We start from the raw sequence: 25,480 nt of genomic DNA, 5'->3' as shown, positions 1-25,480 counted from the left end.
ACCGCCGGCGGCGGCCTGGCGGCTGCGGCGCGGACGTTCCGATGCCTGCGGCGCCGGTGCCGCCGCCGATGCGGCCGGCKCCACGGCCGGCGTTTCCGCGCGCGGACGCACGGCCGGCGGCGGCTCGCCCGCGGCCACCTGGGCCGACTGGGTCGCGCGCAGCTCGGCCGGATCGAGCAGGAAGGTGTACTCGCGCACCAGGCGGCCGTTATTCCAGCTCAGCTCCAGCAGCATGTCGACGAAGGGCTCGTTCAGCGGCTGGCTCGAGCTCACGCGGATGAACTGGCGGCCGTTGCGCTGCTCGACCGCGAAACGCAGCGACAGCAGGGCCGGATTGAATTCGATGTTCGCGGCGCGGAAGGCTTCGGGCGAGGCCAGCTTGGCCACCAGTCCCGACGCCTCGTCGCTGGACACCGCCGTCAGCTCGATTTCGGCACGCAGGGGCTGGCCGAGCGCGGACAGCACGGTGAGTTTGCCGAGGCCTGCCGCGTGCGCGGCCGAGCTCAGGACCAACGCACTGGCGACCGCCGCGGTGAGCTTCTTCAGCGCGGACGACTTCATCGAGGGACGGTGAGTGGAATGCATAATTCGACTGGGTGAGTTGAGCGGGCCGCAAAAGTTGCCCGGAGGTCACAGCAACATAGCATCATGCATTATGGCATGCAAGCTCTGCGGGAGGAAACATTCACAGCCCGTGAGATATGTAGACGCTCTATTCACGCAACTGATGTTTTTTGGGTCAAACCATGACATTTCGTTAGCACCTCTTGCAATGGAGACTACAACGAAAAAGGCGGCCGAAGCCGCCTTGTCGCGGGCGGCCGAAACCGCCCTATTCTACCCGCGCCGGCCGGAATTACTTGTCCAGCACGATACGCAGCATGCGGCGCAGCGGTTCGGCCGCGCCCCACAGCAGCTGGTCGCCGACGGTGAAGGCCGAGATGTATTCCGGACCCATCGACATCTTGCGCACGCGGCCGACCGGGATGGTCAGGCTGCCGGTGACGGCGGCCGGGGTCAGGTCGCGCACCGAGTCTTCGCGGGTGTTCGGCACGAACTTCACCCACTGGTTGTCGCCCGCGATGATGTCGTTGATCTCGTCCAGCGGCACGTCCTTCTTCAGCTTGATGGTCAGTGCCTGCGAGTGGCAGCGCATCGCGCCGATGCGGACGCACAGGCCGTCCACCGGGATGATCGGTGCCGCGCCCGGCTTGCCGCTGACTGAGGTTCCCCGGCCGAGGATCTTGTTGGTCTCGGCGCCGCCCTTCCACTCTTCCTTCGACTGGCCGTTGCCCAGGTCCTTGTCGATCCAGGGGATCAGGTTGCCGCCCAGCGGCACGCCGAACTGCCTGGTCTCGTCGGCCGACATGCCATGCTGGGTCGCCAGCACGGTGCGGTCGATCTCGAGGATGGCCGAGGCCGGATCGTCGAGCAGGTTTTTCACCGCGCCGTTGATGGTGCCGAACTGGGTCAGCAGTTCGCGCATGTGCTGGGCGCCGCCGCCCGATGCCGCCTGGTAGGTCATCGAAGTCATCCAGTCGACCAGGTCGTTCTTGAACAGGCCGCCCAGGCCCATCAGCATGCAGGACACGGTGCAGTTACCGCCGACGAAGTTCTTCACGCCGCGCGTCATCGCATCCTTGATGACGTTCAGGTTGACCGGGTCGAGCACGATGACGGCGTCGTCGTTCATGCGCAGGGTCGAGGCGGCGTCGATCCAGTAGCCGTTCCAGCCGGCCGCGCGCAGCTGCGGGAAGACTTCGGTGGTGTAGTCGCCGCCCTGGCACGAGATGATGATCTCGCACTTCGACAGCTCGGCAATGTCGGTGGCGCTCTTCAGTTTGGTCTCGTTCTTCGCCATGGCCGGCGCCGCGCCGCCCGGGTTCGAGGTGGTGAAGAACACCGGTTCGATGTGGTCGAAATCGCCTTCGTCCTGCATGCGCTTCATGAGGACCGAGCCGACCATGCCGCGCCAACCAACCAGACCAACTAGTTTCATTTCAAATCCCTCTTTATCTGTGTTGCCGTGGGCTCGGAGAGCCCACCCTACCGTAGGGTGGGCACGCCGTGCCCACGATGAATATCAATTAACGCTACTTCATGCCAATGCGTTGACCACCGCATCGCCCATCTGTTCGGTACCGACACGGGTCGTGCCTTCCTCGAAGATGTCGGGCGTGCGCAGGCCCTGGGCCAGCACGGCCTTGACCGCGTTCTCGATGCGGTCCGCCTGTTCCGGCTTGCCGAGCGAGAAGCGCAGCATCATCGCGGCCGACAGGATGGTCGCCAGCGGATTCGCGACGCCCTTGCCGGCGATGTCGGGCGCCGAGCCGTGCGAAGGCTCGTACAGGCCCTTGTTGTTCGCATCCAGCGAGGCCGAGGGCAGCATGCCGATCGAGCCGGTCAGCATCGCGGCCGCGTCCGACAGGATGTCGCCGAACATATTGCCGGTAACGATGACGTCGAACTTCTTCGGCGCGCGCACCAGCTGCATCGCCGCGTTATCGACGTACATGTGTTCGAGTTCGACGTCCTGGTAGTCCTTGTGCACTTCGGTGACGATGTCGCGCCAGAACTGGAAGGTTTCCAGGACGTTGGCCTTGTCGACGCTGGTCACGCGCGAGCCGCGCTTGCGGGCGGCCTGGAAGGCGACGTGGGCGATGCGGCGGATCTCGCCTTCCGCATAGCGCATGGTGTCGAAGCCTTCGCGTTGGCCGGCGAAGGGACCGTCCGGGCACTCGCGCACGCCGCGCGGCTTGCCGAAATAGATGTCGCCGGTCAGTTCGCGGATGATCAGGATGTCCAGGCCGGACACGACTTCCGGCTTCAGGGTCGAGGCGCCCGCCAGTTCCGGATACAGGATCGCCGGACGCAGGTTGGCGAACAGGCCGAGTTCCTTGCGCAGGCCGAGGATGGCCTGTTCCGGACGCAGCGCGCGCTCCAGGCTGTCGTACTTGTAGTCGCCGACGGCGCCGAACAGCACCGCGTCGGCGGCCTTGGCCAGCGCCAGGGTGGCGGGCGGCAGCGGATGGCCGTGGGCCGCGTAGCCGGCGCCGCCGACCTCCGCGCTCTCCAGCTCGAAGCGCTCGTCCAGCGCGTTCAGGACCTTGACCGCCTGGGCCGTGATCTCGGGACCGATGCCGTCGCCCGGCAGGATTGCAATCTTCATGTGATTCCTTGCTTAGATCGTGTTGGCGAGCCAGGGCTGGGCGCGCAGATGGCGTTCCTCGAAGGCGCGGATCTCGTCGGCGTGGCGCAGGGTCAGGCCGATGTCGTCCAGGCCGTTCAGCAGGCAGTACTTGCGGAACTCGTCGATCGCGAATTCGAAGGCCAGCTTGCCGTCCGGCGTGCGGATCACCTGCTGCTCGAGGTCGACCACCAGCTTGAAGCCGGGGAAGGCCTTGACCTCGTTGAACAGGTGGTCGACCTGCTGTTCGTTCAGCACGATCGGCAGCAGGCCGCTCTTGTAGCAGTTGTTGAAGAAGATGTCGGCGAAGCTCGGCGCGACGATGGCGCGGAAGCCGAACTGCTGCAGGGCCCAGGGCGCGTGCTCGCGCGAGGAGCCGCAGCCGAAGTTCTTGCGGGCCAGCAGGATGGAGGCGCCCTGGTAGCGCGGCTGGTTCAGCACGAAATCCGGATTCAGCGGGCGCTTCGAATTGTCCATGCCCGGCTCGCCATGGTCGAGGTAACGCCACTCGTCGAACAGGTTGGGGCCGAAGCCGGTACGGCGGATCGACTTGAGGAACTGCTTGGGGATGATGGCGTCGGTGTCGACGTTGGCGCGGTCGAGCGGCGCCACCAGTCCTTCTTGTACGGTGAATTTGTCCATGGTCTGCTTCCAACTGCTAGTCAGCGGGGTCAGTGCCGCAGGGGTCAGAGCCCGGTGTTGCCTTTAAAAGGGCTCTGACCCCGAAGTTCGCGGCGTATGCCTATCAAAATTATTTCCCGCCCGCGCCAGTAATCACCTGGCCAACCTTCTGCACGTCCTTGCCGACGCCGGAGATGGTATTGCAGCCAGTGACAACGAATGCGATGAGTGCGAGAGCGAGTACTTTTTTCATGGTATCCCTAATATTGATGTCATGATCCGGCCAGGATGATCGACCCCGGCCGGCTAGGTTACGGTTCGTTTCCGGCGCGGATGGCGCCGACGAATTCAATTTTATAGTGCGCGCACGTCGACGAAGTGGCCCGCGATCCCCGCCGCCGCCGCCATCGCCGGCGACACCAGGTGGGTACGTCCGCCCTGCCCCTGCCGGCCTTCGAAGTTACGGTTCGAGGTCGAGGCGCAGCGCTCGCCCGGATCGAGGCGGTCGGCGTTCATGGCCAGGCACATCGAGCAGCCCGGCTCGCGCCATTCGAAGCCGGCGGCCTTGAAGATCTTGTCGAGTCCTTCGCGCTCGGCCTGTTCCTTCACCAGGCCGGAACCCGGCACCACCATCGCCAGCTTGACGTTGGAGGCGCGCTGGCGGCCGCGCACCACGGCGGCGGCGGCGCGCAGGTCCTCGATGCGCGAGTTGGTGCAGGAGCCGATGAAGACCTTGTCGATGCGGATGTCCTCGATCGGCGTATTCGGCTTGAGGTCCATGTAGACCAGCGCCTTTTCCATCGCGTCGCGCTTGACCGGATCGCGTTCCTTGTCCGGATCGGGCACGCGGCCGTCGACCGTGGTCACCATCTCGGGCGAGGTGCCCCAGGTGACCTGCGGGCGGATCTCGGCCGCGTCCAGGGTCACGACCATGTCGAACTTCGCGCCCGGGTCGGTGTGCAGGCTGCGCCAGTAGGCGACCGCCTGCTCCCACTGCGGGCCGACGGGCGCGAACGGGCGGCCCTTGACGTAGTCGATGGTGGTGTCGTCGACCGCCACCATGCCGGCGCGCGCGCCCGCTTCGATCGCCATGTTACAGACCGTCATCCGGCCTTCCATCGACAGCGAGCGGATGGTCGAGCCGGCGAACTCGATCGCGTAGCCGGTGCCGCCGGCGGTGCCGATCTTGCCGATCACGGCCAGCACGATGTCCTTGGCGGTGACGCCGGCCGGCAGCGCGCCGTCGACCTGCACCAGCATCGCCTTCGACTTCTTCGCCAGCAGGGTTTGCGTGGCCATCACGTGTTCGACTTCGGAGGTGCCGATGCCATGCGCCAGGCAGCCGAAGGCGCCGTGGGTCGAGGTGTGCGAGTCGCCGCAGACCACCGTCATGCCGGGCAGCGTGGCGCCCTGCTCCGGGCCGATCACGTGGACGATGCCCTGGCGCTTGTCGTTCATGTTGAAGTAGGTGACGCCGAAGGCCTTCGCATTGCTGTCGAGGGTCTCGACCTGCAGGCGCGAGGTCGGGTCCGCGATGCCGTGGCTGCGGTCGGTGGTCGGCACGTTATGGTCGGCTACGGCAAGGTTGGCGGAGGTGCGCCATAGCGGGCGATCCGCCACGCGCAGGCCTTCGAAGGCTTGCGGGCTGGTCACTTCGTGAACCAGGTGACGGTCGATATAGAGCACGGTGGTGCCGTCCGCGTCGGCACGCACGACGTGCGAATCCCAGAGTTTGTCGTAGAGCGTCTTTAACATGATTTCAATCGCTAGCTATCCACTTGAACAACCGCCTTATGCGGGCATGGTCTTTGATTATGCCATATTTGTGCAGTGCGTCAGCCCGGGCCTTCGGCAAGATTATTTCAACCGGCTCATCCGCATGCAAATTTAATTTGCAGCCAATAGCATGTTTGCAAATAAAAAAAGCCCGCGCAGAGTATGCGCAGGCTTTTCTTGGCTTTGTTTTCGTGTTGCTTTATGCAGCCAGGCGCACGCTCGAGCGGCAGCCGTCCATCAGGAAGGACAGGCCCACGACCAGCACCAGCGAACCCTCGGCGGAGCGCGCGGTACCGGTGATGCCCTCGACGTGCAGGGCCGTCATCGGCTTGATCACCAGGTCGGCCGTGCCGTCCACCGCTTCCACCGCGATGATGTAGGGCTGGGGCGCGTTGATGACGATGCCGACGCGCTCCGAGCACTCCTCGTAGCCCAGCGAAGCCGCCAGCGAACGCACCGGCAGCGGACGGCCCTGGTCCTTCAGCACCGGGGCGCCGCCGACCTGCATGAAGGTTTCCGGCAGCTCGACCACGCGCTCGACCACCGCCATCGGCAGCGCCAGCTGGGCGCCCGAGGTCGACACCAGCATGGTCGGCACGATCGACAGTTCGATCGGCAGGCGGATCGAAAATTTGGTGCCGGCGCCGAGCCTGGAATCGATGCGGATCGCGCCGCGGTTCTTCTCGACCGCGGTCTTGACCACGTCCATGCCGACGCCGCGGCCCGAGACCGACGACGCCACTTCCTTGGTCGAGAAGCCCGGCAGGAAGACCAACTGGTAGGCCTCGTCGTCCGAGGTCGCCTGGTGCTCGGTGATCAGGCCCTTCTCCATCGCCTTCTTGCGCAGCTTGGACGGATCCATGCCGCGGCCGTCGTCCTGCAGCACGATCATGACGCTGTTGGCTTCCTGCCAGGCTTTCAGCAGGATGTAGGCCTTGGCCGGCTTGCCGTTGGCGACGCGGTCTTCCGGACCTTCGACGCCGTGGTCCAGCGCATTGCGCAGCATGTGCACCAGCGGGTCGTAGAGGCTGTCCACCACCACGCGGTCGACTTCGGTCTCGGCGCCTTCGATGGTCAGCTCGACTTCCTTGCCGAGGTCCTTGGCCAGCTCGCGCACCAGGCGCGGGAACTTCTGGAACAGGCGGCCCACCGGCTGCATGCGGGTCGCCAGCGTGGCGCGCTGCAGCTCGGTCGAGTAGCGCGAGGCGCGTTCCAGGGTCTCGGTCAGGGTCGCCATCAGCGTGGCGGCCTGGCCTTCGAACTTGAACTGCGACAGGCGCTCGAGCAGCACGGCGGCCTGGTTCGCGGCCTGCACCGATTCGCCCGCCACTTCCAGCAGCGCGTCCAGCTTGACCGCGTCGATACGGATGCTTTCGTCGGCCTTGGCGGCGGCGTTTTGCGCCGGCTTCTCGGCGCCACGGCGCTCGATGCCGTCCCAGCCGGACCTGGCCGGGGCAGCTTCCGCGGCGGCCGCCGGAGCCGTCACGGCGCTTGCGGCGGCCGGCGCGGCTTCCTGGCCCGCGGCCGGGGTGTAGCTGCCCGGCGGCACGACCGCCATGTACATGGCTTCCCAATCCAGGCCGTCCTCACCGATCGCCGCGGCTGCCGGCGCAGCGGCCGTCACCGGCGCGGCGGCCGCCACCGGCGCAGCGGCCGGAGCGGCGGCGGGCGCGGCTTTCGGCGCATCCTTGCCGGCGATCGCATCCTTCAGCATGCGCTCGAGGTCGGCCGGCATCGAGGCCAGCTGCTCGGGCGGCGTGCCGTTGTTCAGGTCGTTGAGCTGGTCGGCGACGAAGCCGGAGGCCTGCAGCGAGGCCTCGATAGCCGACGGCGTGACCGGCGCCGCGCCGGTGCGCAAGGCGTCGAACAGGTTCTCGGTCAGGTGGCAGGCGGTCACCAGCGCGGGCAGTCCCATGAAGCCCGCGCCACCCTTGATGGTGTGGAACGAGCGGAACACCGCGTTCAGCGTTTCCTTGTTATCCGGATCGCGTTCGAGAAGGAGCAGGTGCTCTTCGACGTTGGTCGACAGATCCAGCGCCTCGACGACGAAATCCTTGAGCATCTCATCCATTAGAATCCCAGATCGGCAAGAAGGTCATCGACACTATCCTGGTCCAGCGCGGCGGACGGCACCGACGGACCCTGCATCAGTTCCGCAGGCTTTTCCTGTTCCTGGGCGGCCTGCTTCTGCGCCAGCTTTTCCTTGACCTCGGCCGGTGCGCTGTCGCGCAGCAGCTGCGCCAGTTCGTTCTCGACGGTCTGCGTGATCTTGACCACCTTCTTGATCAGCTGGCCGGTGATGTCCTGGAAGTCCTGCGCCATCATGATCTCGAGCAGGCGCGCCTTCTCGGCTTCGGTGGCTTCCGACACCGCCTGGGCGAAGCCGCGCGAATCGCCGGCCAGCGCCTTGAACTGCTCGATCGACAGCTTGCCCGCGAACAGGTCGGCCCAGCGGCCTTCCATGTCCTTGGCCTGCTTGGACAGCTGGTCCTGGGCCGGCATGCCGTCGTCCAGGGTGTTCAGCACCTTGTTGGCGGCCTGCTCGGTCAGGGTCGCGACGTATTCCAGGCGGTCCTGGGCGTCGACGATCTGGGACGAAGCCTCGGTGAGCGCCTTGTCGTAGCCAAGTTCGCGCAGCGAATCGTGCATGATGCGCACGATGCTGCCGAGGCGGGCGTACATCATCTGGCCATCCGGGTCGTCGGTGCCTTCATGGCCGGTCGCCACGCTTGCGGCGGCGGCGGCGGCGGGCGCGGCCTCGGGGGCCGCGGCGGCGGCGGGCGCGGAGCTCGATGCGACCTGGTCGAACAGGGCTTCGAGGTCGTCGTCGTCCCCACTGTCGCCGCCGGCGGCGGGCTCGGGCGCCGGAGCCGGTGCGGGAGCGGGCGCGCTGGCTCGCTGCGCTGCCACTTCCTCGAATAATGCGTCGAAATCGTCAGCGGCGTCGGTCATAGTCCCTGCTTCTCCATAATGTGTAAATGTCGCGATGATCTGTACTGTGTGCTGTGCTTGCTGCCGTCGATACGGACGGTCTGGGGTATTGCACGAGTGTAGCAGTGTGGTTGCCGTAGGTAAATCTCGGAACAGGGGCCGTTGTCGATTGGGATCGTAAACTTAGTTCCGCGACAATTATTTCCACCAGTTTCTGAATATTTTCACCAAGCAAGTGTTGTATTTTTTTATCGCACCGCCTTTTGTGACATTCGTTGTTTTCGCGCAGGCAAGCGAACATATCACTGAGCAAGATCAATCATTTACGATCTGCTAAGGATGAAAACGAGGACTACAATACAAAGGTAACGTGACGTGAGGGAGGGCTCACCATGTACCAGAAAATTCTGATCACCACCGACGGTTCCGCGGTGTCCCAGCACACCGCCTGCGCCGGCGTACAGTTCGCGCAACAGATGGGCGCCGAAGTGCTGGCGCTGTTCGTCGCGCCCGACTACCAGTACCCCGTGTATGTCGAAATCATCCCGCCGTCCTACCCCAGCGAAGAGGAATACATTGCGCAGATGCGGCGCACGGGCGAGGAATACATGGGCAAGATCATGCGCTCCTGCGACAACTGCGGGCTGAAGCACTCCTGCATGACCGCGTTCTCCGACTCGGCCGCGCTGAAGATCGTCGACGTGGCAGAACAACAACACTGCGACCTGATCTTCATGGGCTCGCACGGCCGCAGCGGCTGGGGCCAGTTGCTGCTCGGCAGCGTGACGAACAAGGTGCTGTCCCAGACCAGCAAGCCGGTACTGGTGCACCGCCTGATCCGCGAGCCGGGCACCTGAACCATCTCCTCAGGGCATGACCTTATTCCAAAAATAATACTGTTTGTTATCTTGCAATGTGGTAGCGTGGCAACCGCATCCGTATTGCACTCACAGGGAAGCCCCATGATTCGCATAGTCATCGCTGACGACCATACCATCATGCGCGAAGGCCTCAAGCGCATCCTCGACGGCGCACTCGATATCGAGATCGTCGGCGAGGCCATCAACGGTTTCGAAGTCCTGTCGCTGGTGCGCCAGGGCGGCTTCGACCTGTTGCTGCTGGACCTGTCGATGCCGGGACGCAGCGGCGTCGACCTGATCCGCCAGGTGCGCAGCGAGGCGCCCAAGCTGGCCATCCTGATCCTCACCATGCACGAGGAGGAACAGTATGCGGTGCGTGCGATCCGCGCCGGCGCCCAGGGCTACCTGACCAAGGAAAGCGCCGGCACCCAGCTGGTCGGCGCGATCCGCAAGGTCGCTTCGGGCCGTCCTTATATCAGTACCGAAGTGGCCGAGCAGCTGGCGCTGAACATCATGGCGCCGAACGAGCAGCTGCTGCACAAGCAGCTCTCGGACCGCGAATTCGAAGTATTTTCCCTGCTCGTCGGCGGCAAGTCGATCACCGAGATCGCCAACAACCTGCACCTGTCCGTGAAGACGGTCAGCACCCACAAGACCCGGATCATGCAGAAGATGGGCATGACCTCGCTGTCCGAGATGGTCCAGTATGCGGTCGCGCACCGCCTGCTGGCGCCCATGAAGGCGTGAGCGCCGCATAAACACATTTTGACCCGCTGCCAGGCCATTGGTGCCCGCCACCGTCCGCGTGGCGCGCATGAGACGTCCTCTTCCTCCCGCCCTTCCTACACGGGCATGCCCTTGCTCCACTCGGAACTGAGCCCAGACATTAAGAAATTTCCTACAGTCTGACTCCCCTTCCTACCTACACATTCAGCCGTTGCTGATATGAATGCCGAACTCGTGTTGGCATACTGACTTCAGCGTTTCGACTTGCTTGCGGTCCATTCTCCGCATTGAGCCGCCTGAAACAGTGTTTTCACAAACCTGGAGATGAGTATGCAGTCCCAGCCAATGTCAGAACAACGCAACCCCTCCCCATCGACCCTGCACTCGTCACAGATGGAGGCCGGGCGCCAGCGCCAGGGTCGCCTGTGGTCCAACCTGAAAGAGGTCTGCGACCTGCTCCATATCCCGGCCGCCGTATCGATGAACACGGAGGAACTCCTGTTCCAGCACGTACAGTTCAAGACCGGCCAGCGTGTGCACACGATCGGCCAGGCCTTCGACACCCTGTACATCGTCAATTCCGGCTTCCTGAAAACGGTGCTGATCGACGAATTCGGCAACGAACAGGTGCTGAGCTTCCCCATGAAGGGCGACATGCTCGGTGTCGACGGCATCCACACGCGCCATTACGCGTCGGAAGCGGTCGCCCTGTCGGACTGCGACCTGATCCTCGTCCCGTTCAAAAAGCTCACGGCCCTGGGGAGGGTGCACGCCGAGCTCGAGAACCTGATGTATGGGGTGATGAGCCGCGAACTGGTGCGCGAACAGGCCATGATCGGCATGCTCGGCGCGCTGTCGGCGGAAGCGCGGGTGGCCCGCTTCCTGATCTCGCTGGCCGAGCGCTTTGCCGCGATGGGCTATTCGAGCAAACTGTTCAACCTGCGCATGACGCGCCACGAAATCGGCAGCTATCTCGGCCTCACCCTCGAAACCGTCAGCCGTACGCTGTCGGCCTTCAACGAGATCGGCCTGATCACCGTGGACCAGCGCACCATCGGCATCAAGGATCCGGAAGCGCTCAAGACCCTGCGCCGCCTGCCGCCCTCGCGCTCGCGCGCCAAGCAGAATGCCAAGCACAAGGCGGACGCCGAATCCTCGGGCGACGGCCAGGTGCTGGCCGCGGTCTGAAGCCCGGAAGTCCCGCCGAAAAAAAGCCGGCTCATGCGGAGCCGGCTTTGTCATTTCTGGCCTGAGCGCGATCAATCCCGCGTCAGCACGCCATCCGTCACCCGCACCTGCTCGCCGGCGCGGAAGCCCGGGTCGTTATCGTAGCGAATCGACTGGGTCGCACCGTTTTCGTAACGCACCACCACCTCGTAGCGCGGGGCGCGGGCATTGCGCTCGACCGCACGTCCGGCGATGGCGCCGCCGACCGCGCCGGCCACCGTCGCCGCCGTGCGTCCGCTGCCGCTGCCGACCTGGTTGCCCAGCAGGCCGCCGACCGCGGCGCCGCCCAGGGTTCCGGCCGCGCCGGCTTCGCCCTGGATCACGTTCACCGATTCCACCGTCGCGCAGTTGGTGCAATAGCGCGCCACGCGCTGGCTGTCGCCGGAACGGCGATCCTCGCGGCGGTCGTCCATGCGGTCGTCGCGGATGCGCCCGCCTGCCAGCAGCGGCTGGCCCAGGGTCGCGGTCGAATAGCGTCCGTTAGCCCGGATGGTCGCCGTCACGGACGCGTCCGGTGCGATATTGTCGCCGCGGCGGATCGTGTACAGGCCGGCGTACTCGCCCGGACGCACTTCGGGCAGGGTGAAGATGCCCTTCGTGCCGGCGATCTGGACCTCGACCTTGGAGCCCGGCGTGCCGACCACGGTGAACTTCAGCTCGTTGCCGGGGCCGAGGTCGTCGCTGCCGCGCACGTCGAAGGTGCGGACCACCGGGGCCGCCGCCATCTCGCGGTCGCCGGGAGATACGCGGTCCGGCACGCGCACGATGGTCGCCGCCAGCGCCTGGGTCCTGACCATGCCGTTCACGCGTAGGTTGGCGGTGATCGAGCTGTCCGGACGGATACGGTCGTGCACGCCGATCGTATAGGTGCCCTGGTAGGTGCCGGGGCGGGTTTCGGTCAGGTTCAGGTTGCGGGTGGCGCCGTCGATGCGCACGGTGGCGCTGCCGCCCGGCGTGCCGTAGACCTCGAAGTTCAGCTCGGCGCCCGGCTCGATGCGGCGCAGCTCGTTGACGTTGAAGCCTTCGATGCGCGGCTCCATCGCGCGGGCCCGCGGATGGTCCTGGGCCTGCACCGGAACCGGTACAGCTGCCGTGAAGAGAGGGAGCGCGGCAACCACTGCCGCGGCCAGTGTCTGTCGGGTTGTTGCCATGATGTCCTCCAGCGCGCGAATTATCAATATGGCCAGCTTACGCCGCACGCGGCCGTGGCTCGGTGCGCTAACGAACGCTGTGCACGGCCTCGCCTGAGCTGACCCAGACACGCTCATCCGGCGCCAGGCGCATCGCATGTCCACCAGTAAATGCACCAAAGGAAGGAAGAATCATGCGATGCGGCCCGGCGATAAAACAGGGCAGGCGCAGGGCATCGAAGCGCGTCGCCAGCACATACACCGGATGCACGTGGCCGGCCAGCACATAGCCGGGCGCATCGATGTCGGGATGGTGGCAAAAGGAGAACGGCCCGACGGTATATGGCTCGTCGACCAGGTCGATGCCGAGCTGGGCGGCCGGATCGCCGGCATGCCTGTCGTGGTTACCGCGCACCAGGGTCAGCACCAGCTCGCAACGCCGCCGGCGCCAGGCCAGCATCGCCGCCTGGGTACTGGCCGCATGGGCCGCGCGCGCATGCAGGAAGTCGCCGAGGAAAAGCACGTGCCGGGCGCCGGTCAGTTCGACCAGCTCGTCGAGGGCCTGCAGGTTCTCGCTGGTCGTCCCTTTCGGCACCGGGATACCGAGCGAGCGGAAGGTCGCCGCCTTGCCGAAGTGGATGTCGGCGATGACCAGCATGCGCTCGCGCGGCCAGAACGCGGCCTTCTGCGGCAGCAGGACCAGCTGCTCTCCTTTCAACTCGAGCGCCAGCGCGCCCGCCATCTGCGTCGCGCTCATGCCGCGGCCGCCTTTTCCAGTTCCCGCACCATGCGCGCCACGCGGTCGGACAGCTTCTCGGTCGAGACCTTTTCGCGGAAGCGTTCGACCATCAGCGGAAAGCCAAAGGGCGTGGCGCGCTTGACCTCGCGCCAGGCCAGGCGGCGCGCATGCAGTTCGAGCAGGGTGTCGCGCAGCCGGGTCAGCTCCAGTTCCTGCTCCAGCACCTCGCGCTCGGCCTGGGTCAGCAGCAGGTTGCCGCTGTCGTGCTTGCGGAAGACTTCGAAGAACAGCGACGACGATGCCTGCACCTGGCGCATCGACTTGTGCTGGCCCGGATAGCCCTGGAATACCAGCCCGGCGATGCGCGCCACCTCGCGGAAGCGCTGCTGCGACAGCTGGGTCGCGTTCAGGCTGTCGAGCACGTCCTCCAGCAGGCGGGAGGTATCGAACAGGGCGACATCAAGGCCGGTCTCGCCGGCGAACATGCGGGCCCAGTCGACCGGCTCCGGCGCCAGCAGCTCGAAGCCGTAGTCGTTGACGGCCACCGAAAAGGTCGAGGGCAGGATGCGCCCCACGCGGAAGGCCAGCAGCGAGGCCAGGCCGGTGTGCACCGAGCGCCCGGCGAAGGGATAGACGAACAGGTGATAACCTTCCCTGCTCTTCATGCTCTCGACCACCAGCACGTCGCTGCTGGGCAGGGCCGACCAGCGTTCCTGGATCTCCAGCAGCGGCCGCAGGGCGCGCATCTCCGGCCCCTCGTACCTGCCCTCGGCCGCCAGGCGCAGCTCTTCCAGCGCGGCATGGGCCAGCTCGGAACTGAGCGGCATCTTGGTGCCGTTCCAGCGGCTGATCGCGCCCTTGGTGCTGGTGCTGCGCTTCACGTAGGCCGTCATCTCGTGCACCCGCACCAGTTCCAGGATGCGGCCGCTGAACAGGAAGTGGTCGCCCGGCTTCAGGCGCCCGATGAAGGATTCCTCGACGCTGCCGATCCGTCCGCCGCTCATGTACTTCACCTGCATCTGCGCATCCGAGACGATGGTGCCGATACTCATCCGGTGGCGGCGGCCGATGGCGGCGTCCGGCACCCGGTAGACGCCCTCCTCGTCCGGCAGCACGCGCCGGTACTCGGGATACACGGACAGGCTGGCGCCGCCATGCGCGACGAAGTCCAGCGCCCACTGCCATTCTTCCTTCGTGAGCTTGCGGTAGGACCAGGCGCTCGTCACTTCCTCGTACAGCTCGTCGGAGCGGAAACCGCCGCCCAGCGCCACCGTCACCAGGTGCTGCACCAGCACGTCGAAGGGCTTGTTCGGCACCAGCCTCGCCTCGATGCGGCGGCTCTCCACCGCGCGCCTGGCGCCGGCCGCTTCCAATAATTCCAGGCTGTTGGTCGGCACCAGGGTCACGCGCGAGATCCGCCCCGGCGCGTGGCCGCTGCGCCCGGCCCGCTGCAGCAGGCGCGCGATGCCCTTGGCGCTGCCGACCTGCAGCACGCGCTCGACCGGCAGGAAGTCCACGCCGAGGTCCAGGCTGGCGGTGCAGACCACGGCCTTCAGCTCGCCGCGTTTCAGGCCGCCCTCGACCCACTCCCTGACCTCGCGGTCGAGCGAGCCGTGGTGCAGGGCCACCAGGCCGGCCCAGTCCGGGCGGGCCTCGATCAGGTTCTGGTACCACACCTCGGACTGCGAGCGCGTGTTGGTGAAGACCAGCGTGGCCTCGTGCTTCTCGATCTCGTCGATCACCGGCTGCAGCATCTGCAGGCCCAGGTGGCCGCCCCAGGGAAAGCGCGAGACGTTTTCCGGGATCAGGCAGTCGACCACGATCTGCTTCTTCAGGTCCCCTTCGACCAGCACGCCCTTTGCTTCATCGGACTCGGTGCCAAGCAACACATGGCGCGCCTCCTGCAGATTGCCCATGGTCGCCGACAGGCCCCACACGACCAGTTCCGGATTCCAGCGCCGTAATCTCGCCAGCGCCAGCTGCACCTGCACCCCGCGCTTGCTGCCCATCAGTTCGTGCCACTCGTCGATGATGATCATGTCGAGATGCTTGAACTGATCGCGCGCGGCCGCGTGCGAAAGCAGCAGCGACAGCGATTCCGGCGTCGTGATCAGCGCGCCCGGCAGGCTTTTCGATTGGCGCGCGCGCTCGGCGGAGCCGGTGTCGCCGGTGCGCGCGCCCAGGGTCCATACGCCGATGGCATCCGGACTCGCGGCGCCGAGTTCCGCGGCCGAGACTTCGAGCGAGCGCTGGGTATCGGCGGCCAGCGCACGCATCGGCGTGATCCACAAAACGCGCAGGCCGGTGCGGTCGCGGCGCGAGCGGTTTGCGCCCCTCAGCATCGCGGCGAACCAGACCGCATAGGTCTTGCCGGCGCCCGTGTTCGCATGCAGCAGGCCGGACTGGCCGGCCAGCGCGGCCTTCCATACGGCGCGCTGGAAGGGAAAGACTTTCCAGCCACGCGCCGCGAACCAGGCATCGATGGCCTGCTCGGCTTGCGACTTGCTCATGGCGACGCTGCCAGCAGCAGCCCTTTGAGCGTGTCGAGGGTGTCCGCCTCCTCCACCGCCTTGTCATCGCGGCGGCGCAGGATGCGCGGGAAGCGCACCGCGATGCCCGCCTTGTGGCGCGGCGACAGCGCGATGCCTTCGAAGCCCAGCTCGAACACCATGGTCGGCTTCACGGAACGCACCGGCCCGAATTTCTCGACCGTGGTGCGGCGGATGGTGGCGTCGACCTGGCGGATCTCGGCATCGGTCAGGCCGGAATACGCTTTCGCGAACGGCACCAGCCGGCGCTGCTCGCCCTCCCCGTCCCACACGGCGAAGGTGTAGTCGGTGTACAGGGAGGCACGGCGGCCGCTGCCCGGCTGGGCGTAGATCAGCACGGCGTCGACGGCGTAGGGATCGATCTTCCACTTCCACCAGGTGCCGACATCCTTGGTGCGGCCAACGCCATACCGGGCTTGCCTCGCCTTCAACATCATGCCTTCGACGCCGCGCGCGCGAGACTCTTCGCGCAGGCCGGCCAGGTCGTCCCAGGTATCGGCCGTCACCAGCGGCGAGATGCGCAGCTGCGGCTTGGCGACGCCGGTTACCAGGGTCTCCAGCAGTGCGCGCCGCTCGTGCTGGGGCAGGCTGCGCAGGTCGACGCCGTCCAGTTCCAGCAGATCGTAGGCCAGCAGCACCGCCGGCAGCTCGGCCAGCAGCTTGCTGCTCAAGGTCTTGCGGCCGATGCGCTTCTGCAGGTCGGCAAACGGCGCCGGCGCGTCGGCATCAAGCCAGATCAAGACTTCGCCGTCGACCACCGTCCCTTCCGGCAGGCTCAATGCGGCCAGCTCCGGGAAGCGCTCGGTGATCAGGTCCTCGCCGCGCGACCACAGGTAGTTCTGGCCACCGCGCCGTACCAGCTGGGCGCGGATGCCGTCGTACTTCCACTCGACCTGCCAATCGGCCATCTCGCCCAGTTCGCCGGGCTCGCCCTGCAGCTGGTGGGCCAGGAAAAATGGATAGGGCTGGCCGCCGCGCAGCTTGTGCTCGTCCTCGGACTGGGCCGCGATCAGCTGCAGGAAGCCGGCCGCGGTCGGGCGCACGCGGCCGTCGGTCCAGCCCATCAGGCGCTGGGCGATCAGCTTGGCGTCGACCGCGGCGATGGCGGCCAGCGCGCGCGTCACCAGCAGCTTCGACACGCCGACCCGGAAGCCGCCGCCGATCAATTTGACGAACAGGAAGCGCTCGCGCCAGGTCAGCTCGTCCCAGTACTCGAACAGCTTCTCGCGGATGAAGCCGGGGTCGGCGCCGCGCAGCGGTCCGATGCGCTCTTCCATCCACACCGCCAGGCCGACGTCGCTGTGGCGCTTCGGCGCCGGCAGGATGTGGGCGATGGTCTCGGCCATGTCGCCGACCGCCGCGTGGCATTCCTCGAACAGCCACTCGTCCAGGCCGGCGTAGGCGATGGCCGCCTCGCGCAGCACCTTGGTCGGCACCGCCTGCCGCGGCTTGCCGCCGGCCAGGAAGTAGACCGCCCAGGCGGCGTTCTCGGGCGCGGCGTGCTCGAAGTAGTTCTGCAGGGCCTCGAGCTTGCGGTTGGTGGCGGTGGTCTCGTCGAGGTCGGCGTAGAGGCGGGCGAATTCACGCATCCTTCACCTCCTTCCCGCCCTCCTCCGGCGCGGCCGAGCCGGTGGCTTCGTCGTTCGATAACGCGACGTCAGTCGCCTCATCGTCGCCGAACTCGGTATCGAAGGCCTTCGCATCCAGGCCGATCTGGCACAGCCAGCGCACCATCACCGGAATCGAGCCGTGGGTGACCACGACCTGCCGGGCGCCGGTGGCTTCGATGGCGCCGAGCAGGCCGGGCCAGTCGGCATGGTCGGACAGCACGAAGCCGCGGTCGACGCCGCGCCGGCGGCGCGCCCCGCGCAGCAGCATCCAGCCGCTGGCAAACGCGTCGCTGTAATCCCCGAAGCGCCGGGTCCAGGTCGAGCCGGCGGCGGAAGGCGGCGCCAGCACCAGGGCGCGCTTCATCTCCTCCTTGCCGGTCTCGCTGACCAGTTGGGTCTGCGGCAGTTCGACGCCGCCCTCGCGGTAGACGCGGTTCAGCGGTTCGACCGCGCCATGGCAGACGATCGGCCCGATCGAGGTATCCAGGCCGGACAGCACGCGCTGGGCCTTGCCGAACGCATAGGCGTACAGCACGCTGGTGCGGCCTTCCTCGGCGTTGCGGCGCCACCAGCGGTTGATCTCGTCGAAGACTTCCTGCTGCGGGTCCCAGCGGTAGATCGGCAGGCCGAAGGTGGATTCGGTGATGAAGGTATGGCAGCGCACGGCCTCGAAAGGCGCGCAGGTCTTGTCGGGTTCGACCTTGTAGTCGCCGGACGCGACCCAGATTTCGCCCTCGTGTTCCATCCGCACCTGGGCGGAACCCAGCACGTGGCCGGCCGGGTGCAGCGAGACCGTCACGCCCTTGTGCACGATGCGCTCGCCGTAGGCCAGGCCGTCGATATCGATGTCGGCGCCCAGGCGCGACTTCAGGATGTTCACGCTCTGGCTGGATGCCAGGTAGTGCTTGTGCCCCCAGCGCGCGTGGTCGCCGTGGGCATGGGTGATGACCGCCCGGTCCACCGGCCGCCAGGGGTCGATGTAGAAATCGCCTGGTACGCAGTACAGGCCCTCCTTCCTTACGACGACCATGTCACCCATGCACTCTCCTCATCGCACTTCTCATCCTAGGCGCTCCACGAAGTCCTTCACGAAGGAACGCTGTTCGCCGTCAGGGAATTCGATCGTCACCTGCTCCCCGGCCGCGGCCAGCACCACGCCCTCGCCGTACTTCGGCACCTTCACGCGCAGGCCGGCTTCGAAGACGGTCGAGGGGTCGGGCGCCGGCTCCGGTTCGCGGTCGAATTCGTCGTCACGGATCTCGATCTCTTCCGTGAGCACGGCCGCCGGCGGGTTCAGGCAGTTATCGCAGCGGCAGCACTTCTCGAAGCCTTCGACCTCGTCGCCGAAGTAATCCAGCAGCAGCTTCCAGCGGCAGAAACCGCTGACGGCATAGCCGACCATCTGCTCCAGGGCGCAGCGGTCGCGCTCCTGCTTCTGGCGGTAGACCTCGGCCATGGCGGCGAACAGGCTCTCCTTCGGCGCCTGGGCGGTCACGTTATAGGCCAGCTTGCGCGACTGGCGCAGCAGCTTCGCGTCCTTCAGCAGCTTGAGGCAGACCTTCAGGTGCGGCCCTGCCAGTTCGCCGGCGACGTCGTCGACGCGCTCCGGGGTCGCGGTCTCCTTGCCCGCCAGTTCGCGCACGGCTTCGTAGACGGCGCGGATCTCGTCCGCGCTCGGGTAGTGCTTCACCAGGAAGAACTGCTGCACCCGCTTGTCGTCCTGCAGGAACAGCAGCGTGCATTCGGCATCCTGGCCGTCGCGCCCGGCGCGTCCGGATTCCTGGTAATAGGCTTCCAGGTTGGCGGGAATCTGCAGGTGGATGACGAAGCGGGTGTCCGGCTTGTCGATGCCCATGCCGAAGGCGTTGGTGGCCACCATCACGCGCCGTTCGTCGTCCATGAACAGGTCCTGGTTGGCCTTGCGCTCGGCGGACGGTAGTTTGCCGTGGTAGATCGTGACCGACTCGCCCTGCTCCTGCAGCAACTGGTACATCTCTTCGGCGCACTTGACGGTAGCGGCGTACACGATGCCCTTGCCTTCGGTTTCGTGGACCAGGCGCTGCGCTTCCTCCAGCTTTTCCTGAGGATTGGTAACCTGGATTACACGGTAGTGCAGGTTCGGACGGTAGATGCCGGTATTGATGACCTTCATGCGCGGGCGGCCGAGCTGGCGGCCGATGTCCTCGACCACGTCCTCGGTGGCGGTGGCGGTCAGGGCCAGCACCGGCGGCCGGTCCAGGGCGTCGATCGCGCCGGCCATCTCGAGGTAGGCCGGACGGAAGTCATGCCCCCATTGCGAGATGCAGTGGGCTTCGTCGATCACCACCAGGGCGATCTTCACCTGCTTCAGTGTCTCCACGAATTCCGCCATCACCAGCCGTTCGGGCGTGCAGAACACGATCTCGCAGCGGTTCTCGCCGATCGCGGCCAGCGCCTCGCGCTCTTCCTCGGCGGACAGGCTGCTGTTGACCTGCACGGCGCGGATGCCCATCTGGTCCAGCTTTTCGAGCTGGTCCTTCATCAGGGAGATGAGCGGGGAAACGACGATGGTCATCCCTTCGAGGATGCGGGCGGGGATCTGGTAGCACAGCGATTTTCCGCTGCCGGTAGGCATGATCGCCAGCGTGTCCTTGCCGTCGAGGACGCTGTCGATCACGCGTTGCTGGCCGTCGCGCAGCTGTTCGATACCGAAGACGGTATGCAGGAGCCGGCGGATGGTGTTGCGGCGTACCGCAAGCAGGCCTTTGTGCAGGAGTTTGGGTTCGTGTCGGGTCATGATGGCCCAACTTTAGAATGGGCCGAACTGGACCGGTATAGGACGCAACCTACAGTCACCGTAGGAGGGCCACCAGAGCTGCTCGCGCAAGCTCAGACAGAGCGACAAGGTGTTTTCCTACAACTCGGCGGATTGCCCGCCGATAGTTGCTAGGCAGCAGCCGACCTATGATGGAAGCATATTCTCCCTCAACCTGCATAGCCCTGGAGGTTCATCATGATCCGCATCTTCCCCGCCACCTGGACCGCGCTCCACGTCGGACTGATCAGCATCGCCACCTGGCTGGTGGTGGAAACCGATGCCCTGAGCGGCATGGCACCCATGTTCTTCCACTGAGCGATGCTGCAGACCCCGCAGTTTTACCGCATCTGCAGTTTCCAGGCGACGCTACCCTGAGTCCTCACGGGTCGGCGCGCTTTCCCACGTCCCTGCTCCACCAGCCTAGTCAAGCATACACCGTCGCCGAATCGTAGCGATTCGGACGCGACTCCTGCACCCAGAACACGATCAGCACGATCCAGCCAACCAGCGGAACGAAGAACAGCAACTGCCACCAGCCGCTGCGGTCGGTGTCATGCAAACGCCGGGCGCCGGCTGCAAGTGAAGGCAGCAGGGTCAGGAGATTGAATATCACTTGCAGCTTGTCGCTGAATACGCCGCAGACGCCCGCTGCCAGGCACAGGAAAAGGAAAAACCACCAGTATTCCGAACGCGACGCCGTTCCTTCGAAGGTGGCGTATTTGCGGAAGCAGGTCTGGATCGATTCGAAAAACGTCATGGGATCTCCGGTTGGCGGGCAAGGCAGCCACGATGGCCGCCGGCGCCCCAATGTTAAACGCGCACCGTCCCGGTACGCGCTTCTTTTACAATGACGGACAAACCCGGCATAACGACCAAGCACATGCTCTCCACGTCCCTTCTCGAAGCCGTCTTCAGGCATTCCCCGACCGGCAATTACCTGTTGTCGCCGACGCCGGAAGCGACCGTGCTCGCGGTGAACGACGCCTTCCTGAAAGCCTCGGGGCGCAGGCGCGAGGAGATGCTCGGCGTCAGCCTGTTCGAAGTCTTCCCCCGCAACCCCGACGATCCGACCGATACCGGCGAATCGGCACTCCGGAATTCGCTGGCGCGGGTGGTCGCCACCGGCAAGCCGGACACCCTGCCCGCGCAGCGCTATCCGATCCGCGTGCTGCTGCCGAATGGCGAAGTGGCCTTCGAGGAGCGCTTCTGGGATGCCGTCAGCACGCCGATCTTCGACGGCGACGGCCACATTTTATGCATCTCGCATACCACCTCGGACGTCACCGAAAGGGTGCATGCGGCCGCGGCGATCCGCGAGAGCGAAGCCCGGTTCCGGGCGCTCACCCACGCCTCGGCCGACGTCATCTACCGCATGAGCCCCGACTGGAGCGAGCTGCGACAGCTCGACGGCCGCGGCTTCATCAAGGACACCCCCGATCCGCGCCGCCTCTGGCTCGACGACTACATTCCGCCGGAAGACCAGCCGCTGGTGCACGCGGAGATCGAGGATGCGATCCGCAACAAGCGCGTCTTCGAACTGGAGCACCGCGTGCGCCGGGTCGACGGCAGCCATGGCTGGACGCTGTCGCGCGCAGTGCCGATGTTCGGTGCGGATGGCGAGATCGAGGAATGGATCGGCGCCGCCAGCGACATCACCGAGCGCAAGATGGCGGAACAGAAGCTGAGGGAACTGGACCGCCGCAAGGACGAATTCCTGGCGATGCTGGCGCACGAACTGCGCAACCCGCTGGCGCCGATCGGCGCCGCGGCCGACCTGCTGCAGCGCGCCCAGCCGAGCGAGTCGCTGGTGCGCACCACCAGCCAGATCATCGGCCGCCAGGTGCGGCACATGACGGAACTGATCGACGACCTGCTGGATGTCTCGCGGGTCACGCGCGGCCTGGTCGAACTGGAGGAAGCGGTGCTGGACGTCGGCCAGGTTGCCGCCGAGGCGGTCGAGCAGGTGACGCCGCTGGTGCAGGCGCGGCACCAGGACCTGCAGGTCCAGCTGCCGCCGGCGCAGGTGCTCGTATGCGGTGACAAGAAGCGCCTGGTGCAGGTGCTGGCGAACATCCTCAACAACGCCGCCAAGTACACCCAGGAAGGCGGCCGCTTGCGGCTCGAGGTGGAGGCGGATGCCGGCCAGGTGCGCATCGCGGTGAGCGACAACGGCATCGGCATGGCGCCGGAAGTAGTGGCGCGCGCCTTCGAGCTGTTCGCCCAGGCCGAACGCAGCGCCGACCGCGCCTCCGGCGGGCTGGGACTGGGACTGGCGCTGGTCAGGAGCCTGGTCGAGCTGCACGGCGGGACGGTGGCCTGCGAGAGCCCGGGACTCGGCAAGGGCAGCCGCTTCATGGTGACGCTGCCGCGCCTGTCCGAACGGCACACGGCGGCGCCGGGACCGGCGGGCGGCGAGGCGGCACCCAATACCGGAGCGCTGCGCATCCTGGTGGTCGACGACAACGAGGACGCGGCGGATACCTTGGCGATGCTGCTGGAAGCCTCCGGCCATGAGGTGATGGTCGAGCACTGTCCGCACCGGGCGCTGGCGCGGGCGCGTGAAACCGCGCCCCAGGTCTGCCTGCTCGACATCGGCCTGCCCGACATGGACGGCGCCGAACTGGCGCGCCGCCTGCGGGCCATGCCGGAAACCGCGCACGCGGTGCTGGTGGCGGTGACGGGCTACGGCCAGGAGAGCGACCGCGCCCGGACCAGGGACGCCGGCTTCGACCATCACCTGGTCAAGCCGCTCGACCTCGACAAGCTGCACGCGATCCTCGACCGCGTGCCTGCCTGATACCGCTGCCGATACCGCTGCCGATACCGCCGCGGCTACCGTTTACGCGGCTTCGACCGCCACCGGCATCCGGATCAGGTAGTCGAAAGCGGACAGCGCGCACTTGGCGCCGTCGCCGGCCGCGATCACGATCTGCTTGAACGGCGTGGTGGTGGCGTCGCCGCCGGCAAACACACCCGGGATATTGGTGCGGCCGTGGGCGTCGACCACGATCTCGCCGAAGCGCGACAGTTCCACGCTGCCCTTCAGCCATTCGGTGTTCGGCACCAGGCCGATCTGCACGAACACGCCTTCCAGTTCCACGTGCCGGTCTTCGCCCGACACGCGATCCTTGAAGCTGATGCCGTTGACCTTCTTGCCGTCCCCGAGGATCTCGGTGGTCTGGGCGTTCACGTGCACGGTCACGTTCGGCAGGCTGTTCAACTTGTTGACCAGCACCGCGTCCGCTTTCAGCTGGTTCGCGAACTCGATCAGGGTCACGTGCTGGACGATGCCGGCCAGGTCGATCGCCGCTTCGACGCCCGAGTTGCCGCCGCCGATCACGGCCACGCGCTTGCCTTTGTACAGCGGGCCGTCGCAGTGCGGGCAGTAGTTCACGCCGGCGTTCTTGTACTGCTCCTCGCCCGGCACGTTGACATTCCTCCAGCGCGCACCGGTCGACAGGATCACGGTGCTCGACTTCAGCGAACCGCCGTTGGCGAAGCGCACCTCGACCAGCTCGCCCGGCGCGGACGGCGCGATCAGCTGCGCGGCTTCCTGCTGGGTCATGATGTCGACGCCGTAGTGGCGTACCTGGGCTTCAAGCGCGCTTGAAAATTTTGGACCGTCGGTTTCCAGCACCGAGATGTAATTCTCGATCGACATCGTGTCGTTCACCTGGCCACCCATGCGGCCGGTGGCGATGCCGGTGCGGATGCCTTTGCGGGCCGCGTACACGGCGGCTGCCGAGCCGGCCGGGCCACCGCCGACGATCAGCACGTCATACGGCTCTTTCGCATTCAGCTTGGCGGCGTCGCGTTCGCCGGCGCCCTTGTCCAGCTTGGCGACGATCTCTTCGATCATCATGCGGCCGGAACCGAACATCTCATTGTTCAGGAAGACCATCGGCACCGCCATCACCTGGCGCGCCTCGACTTCCTTCTGGAAGGCGCCGCCTTCGATGACGGTGGTCTTGATCCGCGGGTTCAGGATCGCCATCAGGGACAGGGCCTGCACCACGTCCGGGCAGTTATGGCAGCTCAGGGACATGTACATTTCAAAGTCGTACTCGCCGTCCAGCGCCTTGATCGCGTCGATGACATCCTGCTCGACCTTCGGCGGATGGCCGCCGGTCCACAGCAGGGCCAGCACCAGCGAGGTGAACTCGTGGCCCAGCGGCAGGCCGGCGAAGCGCAGGCTCGTGTCGGAACCCAGGCGCTGCAGGCTGAAGGACGGCTTGCGGGCGTCGTTGCCGTCGAGGCGCAGGGTGATCTTGTCGGCACGCAGGCCCTGGATGGTCTGCAGCAGGTCGAGCATCTGCTTCGAGGTCTCGCTGTCGTCGAGCGAAGCGACCAGTTCGAAGGGTTGCTGCACGCGTTGCAGGTAGGCGCCGAGCTGGGTTTTCAGGTCATTGTCGAGAACGCTCATGGTCATTTCCTTTTCTTCAGTCGTGTTCAGGCCGATGGCGGACACATATGAACTCACATGCGGGCGCATCCGGTAATCTAAATAGTGAATCTGGACCGGCAGATCGACTAGTTGGATCGCCTGTCAGTGCTGCGTGGCAGGTCCATCGTCATGGACTGCCTCCGGGGAGGGGTGGCGCCGGCCGCCCCTCGCGGACGGCGCCTTTTGCTGCTGGTGCTGCGTGTGGGCTCGGCGAGCCCACCCTACGTTGGCGCTACCGTAGGGTGGGCACCCCGTGCCCACGTTCCGATAGCGCCGTGCCAGTCTTAGATCTTGCCGACCAGGTCCAGCGACGGCTTCAGGGTTTCGGCGCCTTCGGTCCACTTGGCCGGGCAGACTTCGCCCGGGTGGGCGGCGACGTACTGGGCAGCCTTGACCTTGCGCATCAGTTCCGATGCGTCGCGGCCGATGCCGTTGTCGTGCACTTCCATGACCTTGATCTGGCCTTCCGGATTGATGACGAAGGTGCCGCGCAGCGCCATGCCTTCTTCTTCGATCATGACTTCGAAGTTACGCGACAGGGTGCCGGTCGGGTCGCCGATCAGCGGGTAGTTCACTTTCTTGATCGCATCCGAGGTGTCGTGCCATGCCTTGTGGGCAAAGTGGCTGTCGGTCGACACGCCGTAGACTTTGACGCCCATCTTCGCGAATTCCGGCTGGAAAGCAGCCAGGTCTTCCAGTTCGGTCGGGCAGACGAAGGTGAAGTCAGCCGGGTAGAACATCAGGACCGACCAGGTGCCCTTGAAATCGGCTTCGGTCAGGTCGACGAACTTGCCGTCGTGGAAAGCGGTTGCCTTGAACGGTTTGATTTCGGTGTTGATGATGGACATGAAAGCTCCTCTTTCGGGGTTAAAAAAAACGTTAG

General features: G+C 65.8%; 21 protein-coding genes. 4 read left to right on the top strand and 17 right to left on the bottom strand.

Annotated elements, in window-relative coordinates:
- The 8 genes from AC1DOQ_RS09560 to AC1DOQ_RS09525 all read right to left on the bottom strand — a co-directional run.
- A partial coding sequence (locus tag AC1DOQ_RS09560) for a type IV pilus assembly protein FimV (RefSeq protein ID WP_477362522.1) occupies positions 1–585 on the bottom strand: 585 nt, incomplete at its 3' end.
- Positions 586–856: 271 nt separating this feature from the next.
- Positions 857–1,999 carry an aspartate-semialdehyde dehydrogenase gene (asd, locus tag AC1DOQ_RS09555; protein ID WP_477362520.1) on the bottom strand — a complete coding sequence of 381 codons (1,143 nt, stop codon included), beginning with the start codon at positions 1,997–1,999 and terminating at the stop codon, positions 857–859.
- 99 nt (positions 2,000–2,098) lie between these two features.
- The gene (gene leuB / locus AC1DOQ_RS09550; RefSeq protein WP_477362518.1) at positions 2,099–3,169 is read right to left on the bottom strand and encodes a 3-isopropylmalate dehydrogenase; all 1,071 of its coding nucleotides are present in this window, start codon (positions 3,167–3,169) and stop codon (positions 2,099–2,101) included.
- Between the two features lie 12 nt (positions 3,170–3,181).
- Positions 3,182–3,829, bottom strand: a complete 648-nt coding sequence (leuD, locus tag AC1DOQ_RS09545) for a 3-isopropylmalate dehydratase small subunit (RefSeq protein WP_477362516.1) — start codon at positions 3,827–3,829, stop codon at positions 3,182–3,184.
- A 109-nt stretch (positions 3,830–3,938) separates the two neighbouring features.
- A complete protein-coding gene (locus AC1DOQ_RS09540) occupies positions 3,939–4,061 on the bottom strand; it encodes a lipoprotein (RefSeq protein WP_442124945.1) in 123 nt (40 codons plus the stop codon).
- Between the two features lie 101 nt (positions 4,062–4,162).
- The gene (gene leuC, locus AC1DOQ_RS09535; protein ID WP_477362514.1) at positions 4,163–5,563 is read right to left on the bottom strand and encodes a 3-isopropylmalate dehydratase large subunit; all 1,401 of its coding nucleotides are present in this window, start codon (positions 5,561–5,563) and stop codon (positions 4,163–4,165) included.
- A gap of 220 nt (positions 5,564–5,783) precedes the next feature.
- Positions 5,784–7,655, bottom strand: a complete 1,872-nt coding sequence (locus AC1DOQ_RS09530; RefSeq protein ID WP_477362512.1) for a chemotaxis protein CheA — start codon at positions 7,653–7,655, stop codon at positions 5,784–5,786.
- Positions 7,655–8,536, bottom strand: coding sequence for a protein phosphatase CheZ (locus AC1DOQ_RS09525; protein WP_477362510.1), 882 nt, complete (start codon positions 8,534–8,536; stop codon positions 7,655–7,657). The genes AC1DOQ_RS09530 and AC1DOQ_RS09525 overlap by 1 nt, the downstream gene beginning before the upstream one ends.
- A 371-nt stretch (positions 8,537–8,907) precedes the next feature.
- Here AC1DOQ_RS09525 and AC1DOQ_RS09520 point away from each other — a divergent pair, with 371 nt between their 5' ends.
- The 3 genes from AC1DOQ_RS09520 to AC1DOQ_RS09510 all read left to right on the top strand — a co-directional run bounded on the left by AC1DOQ_RS09520 (position 8,908) and on the right by AC1DOQ_RS09510 (position 11,289).
- Positions 8,908–9,372 (top strand): universal stress protein, encoded by a 465-nt coding sequence (locus tag AC1DOQ_RS09520; RefSeq protein ID WP_477362508.1) that lies wholly within the window; start codon positions 8,908–8,910, stop codon positions 9,370–9,372.
- A 105-nt stretch (positions 9,373–9,477) separates the two neighbouring features.
- Complete coding sequence (locus AC1DOQ_RS09515) at positions 9,478–10,122, top strand: response regulator (RefSeq protein ID WP_036232923.1); 645 nt, start codon at positions 9,478–9,480, stop codon at positions 10,120–10,122.
- 372 nt (positions 10,123–10,494) lie between these two features.
- The gene (locus AC1DOQ_RS09510; RefSeq protein ID WP_477362544.1) at positions 10,495–11,289 is read left to right on the top strand and encodes a Crp/Fnr family transcriptional regulator; all 795 of its coding nucleotides are present in this window, start codon (positions 10,495–10,497) and stop codon (positions 11,287–11,289) included.
- Positions 11,290–11,360: 71 nt separating this feature from the next.
- Here AC1DOQ_RS09510 and AC1DOQ_RS09505 read toward each other — a convergent pair whose 3' ends face one another.
- The 7 genes from AC1DOQ_RS09505 to AC1DOQ_RS09475 form a co-directional block, all read right to left on the bottom strand.
- Entirely contained in the window at positions 11,361–12,479 is a 1,119-nt protein-coding gene (locus tag AC1DOQ_RS09505; protein WP_477362506.1) for a glycine zipper 2TM domain-containing protein, read from the bottom strand.
- 67 nt (positions 12,480–12,546) lie between these two features.
- Positions 12,547–13,215, bottom strand: coding sequence for a ligase-associated DNA damage response endonuclease PdeM (gene pdeM, locus AC1DOQ_RS09500; RefSeq protein ID WP_477362504.1), 669 nt, complete (start codon positions 13,213–13,215; stop codon positions 12,547–12,549).
- Complete coding sequence (locus tag AC1DOQ_RS09495; RefSeq protein WP_477362502.1) at positions 13,212–15,707, bottom strand: ligase-associated DNA damage response DEXH box helicase; 2,496 nt, start codon at positions 15,705–15,707, stop codon at positions 13,212–13,214. The genes pdeM and AC1DOQ_RS09495 overlap by 4 nt, the downstream gene beginning before the upstream one ends.
- Positions 15,704–17,335 (bottom strand): ATP-dependent DNA ligase, encoded by a 1,632-nt coding sequence (locus AC1DOQ_RS09490; protein ID WP_477362500.1) that lies wholly within the window; start codon positions 17,333–17,335, stop codon positions 15,704–15,706. The genes AC1DOQ_RS09495 and AC1DOQ_RS09490 overlap by 4 nt, the downstream gene beginning before the upstream one ends.
- Positions 17,328–18,395, bottom strand: a complete 1,068-nt coding sequence (locus AC1DOQ_RS09485) for a ligase-associated DNA damage response exonuclease (protein ID WP_477362498.1) — start codon at positions 18,393–18,395, stop codon at positions 17,328–17,330. The genes AC1DOQ_RS09490 and AC1DOQ_RS09485 overlap by 8 nt, the downstream gene beginning before the upstream one ends.
- Positions 18,396–18,416: 21 nt before the next feature.
- Positions 18,417–20,132, bottom strand: coding sequence for a RecQ family ATP-dependent DNA helicase (locus AC1DOQ_RS09480; RefSeq protein ID WP_477362496.1), 1,716 nt, complete (start codon positions 20,130–20,132; stop codon positions 18,417–18,419).
- Positions 20,133–20,577: 445 nt separating this feature from the next.
- Positions 20,578–20,910, bottom strand: coding sequence for a DUF805 domain-containing protein (locus AC1DOQ_RS09475; RefSeq protein WP_477362494.1), 333 nt, complete (start codon positions 20,908–20,910; stop codon positions 20,578–20,580).
- Positions 20,911–21,033: 123 nt separating this feature from the next.
- Between AC1DOQ_RS09475 and AC1DOQ_RS09470 the strand changes: the two genes are divergently transcribed.
- Entirely contained in the window at positions 21,034–22,950 is a 1,917-nt protein-coding gene (locus AC1DOQ_RS09470; protein ID WP_477362492.1) for a PAS domain-containing hybrid sensor histidine kinase/response regulator, read from the top strand.
- A 42-nt stretch (positions 22,951–22,992) separates the two neighbouring features.
- On the opposite strand, the gene ahpF is transcribed toward AC1DOQ_RS09470, so the two are convergent.
- Positions 22,993–24,576, bottom strand: coding sequence for an alkyl hydroperoxide reductase subunit F (gene ahpF, locus AC1DOQ_RS09465; RefSeq protein ID WP_477362490.1), 1,584 nt, complete (start codon positions 24,574–24,576; stop codon positions 22,993–22,995).
- Positions 24,577–24,881: 305 nt separating this feature from the next.
- Complete coding sequence (gene ahpC / locus AC1DOQ_RS09460; protein ID WP_230025919.1) at positions 24,882–25,445, bottom strand: alkyl hydroperoxide reductase subunit C; 564 nt, start codon at positions 25,443–25,445, stop codon at positions 24,882–24,884.
- Positions 25,446–25,480 lie beyond the last annotated feature (35 nt).

It is taken from the genome of Massilia sp. 01N417 (genome assembly GCF_056399645.1).
Note: the sequence above shows the minus strand (reverse complement) of the source record. Positions and strands in the feature narration are given on the sequence as shown.

Coding starts and splice junctions, on each gene's coding strand:
- asd (WP_477362520.1), bottom strand. CDS start 1,999: ATGAAACTAGTTGGTCTGGTTGGTTGGCGCGGCATGGTCGGCTCGGTC.
- leuB (WP_477362518.1), bottom strand. CDS start 3,169: ATGAAGATTGCAATCCTGCCGGGCGACGGCATCGGTCCCGAGATCACG.
- leuD (WP_477362516.1), bottom strand. CDS start 3,829: ATGGACAAATTCACCGTACAAGAAGGACTGGTGGCGCCGCTCGACCGC.
- AC1DOQ_RS09540 (WP_442124945.1), bottom strand. CDS start 4,061: ATGAAAAAAGTACTCGCTCTCGCACTCATCGCATTCGTTGTCACTGGC.
- leuC (WP_477362514.1), bottom strand. CDS start 5,563: ATGTTAAAGACGCTCTACGACAAACTCTGGGATTCGCACGTCGTGCGT.
- AC1DOQ_RS09530 (WP_477362512.1), bottom strand. CDS start 7,655: ATGGATGAGATGCTCAAGGATTTCGTCGTCGAGGCGCTGGATCTGTCG.
- AC1DOQ_RS09525 (WP_477362510.1), bottom strand. CDS start 8,536: ATGACCGACGCCGCTGACGATTTCGACGCATTATTCGAGGAAGTGGCA.
- AC1DOQ_RS09520 (WP_477362508.1), top strand. CDS start 8,908: ATGTACCAGAAAATTCTGATCACCACCGACGGTTCCGCGGTGTCCCAG.
- AC1DOQ_RS09515 (WP_036232923.1), top strand. CDS start 9,478: ATGATTCGCATAGTCATCGCTGACGACCATACCATCATGCGCGAAGGC.
- AC1DOQ_RS09510 (WP_477362544.1), top strand. CDS start 10,495: ATGGAGGCCGGGCGCCAGCGCCAGGGTCGCCTGTGGTCCAACCTGAAA.
- AC1DOQ_RS09505 (WP_477362506.1), bottom strand. CDS start 12,479: ATGGCAACAACCCGACAGACACTGGCCGCGGCAGTGGTTGCCGCGCTC.
- pdeM (WP_477362504.1), bottom strand. CDS start 13,215: ATGAGCGCGACGCAGATGGCGGGCGCGCTGGCGCTCGAGTTGAAAGGA.
- AC1DOQ_RS09495 (WP_477362502.1), bottom strand. CDS start 15,707: ATGAGCAAGTCGCAAGCCGAGCAGGCCATCGATGCCTGGTTCGCGGCG.
- AC1DOQ_RS09490 (WP_477362500.1), bottom strand. CDS start 17,335: ATGCGTGAATTCGCCCGCCTCTACGCCGACCTCGACGAGACCACCGCC.
- AC1DOQ_RS09485 (WP_477362498.1), bottom strand. CDS start 18,395: ATGGGTGACATGGTCGTCGTAAGGAAGGAGGGCCTGTACTGCGTACCA.
- AC1DOQ_RS09480 (WP_477362496.1), bottom strand. CDS start 20,132: ATGACCCGACACGAACCCAAACTCCTGCACAAAGGCCTGCTTGCGGTA.
- AC1DOQ_RS09475 (WP_477362494.1), bottom strand. CDS start 20,910: ATGACGTTTTTCGAATCGATCCAGACCTGCTTCCGCAAATACGCCACC.
- AC1DOQ_RS09470 (WP_477362492.1), top strand. CDS start 21,034: ATGCTCTCCACGTCCCTTCTCGAAGCCGTCTTCAGGCATTCCCCGACC.
- ahpF (WP_477362490.1), bottom strand. CDS start 24,576: ATGAGCGTTCTCGACAATGACCTGAAAACCCAGCTCGGCGCCTACCTG.
- ahpC (WP_230025919.1), bottom strand. CDS start 25,445: ATGTCCATCATCAACACCGAAATCAAACCGTTCAAGGCAACCGCTTTC.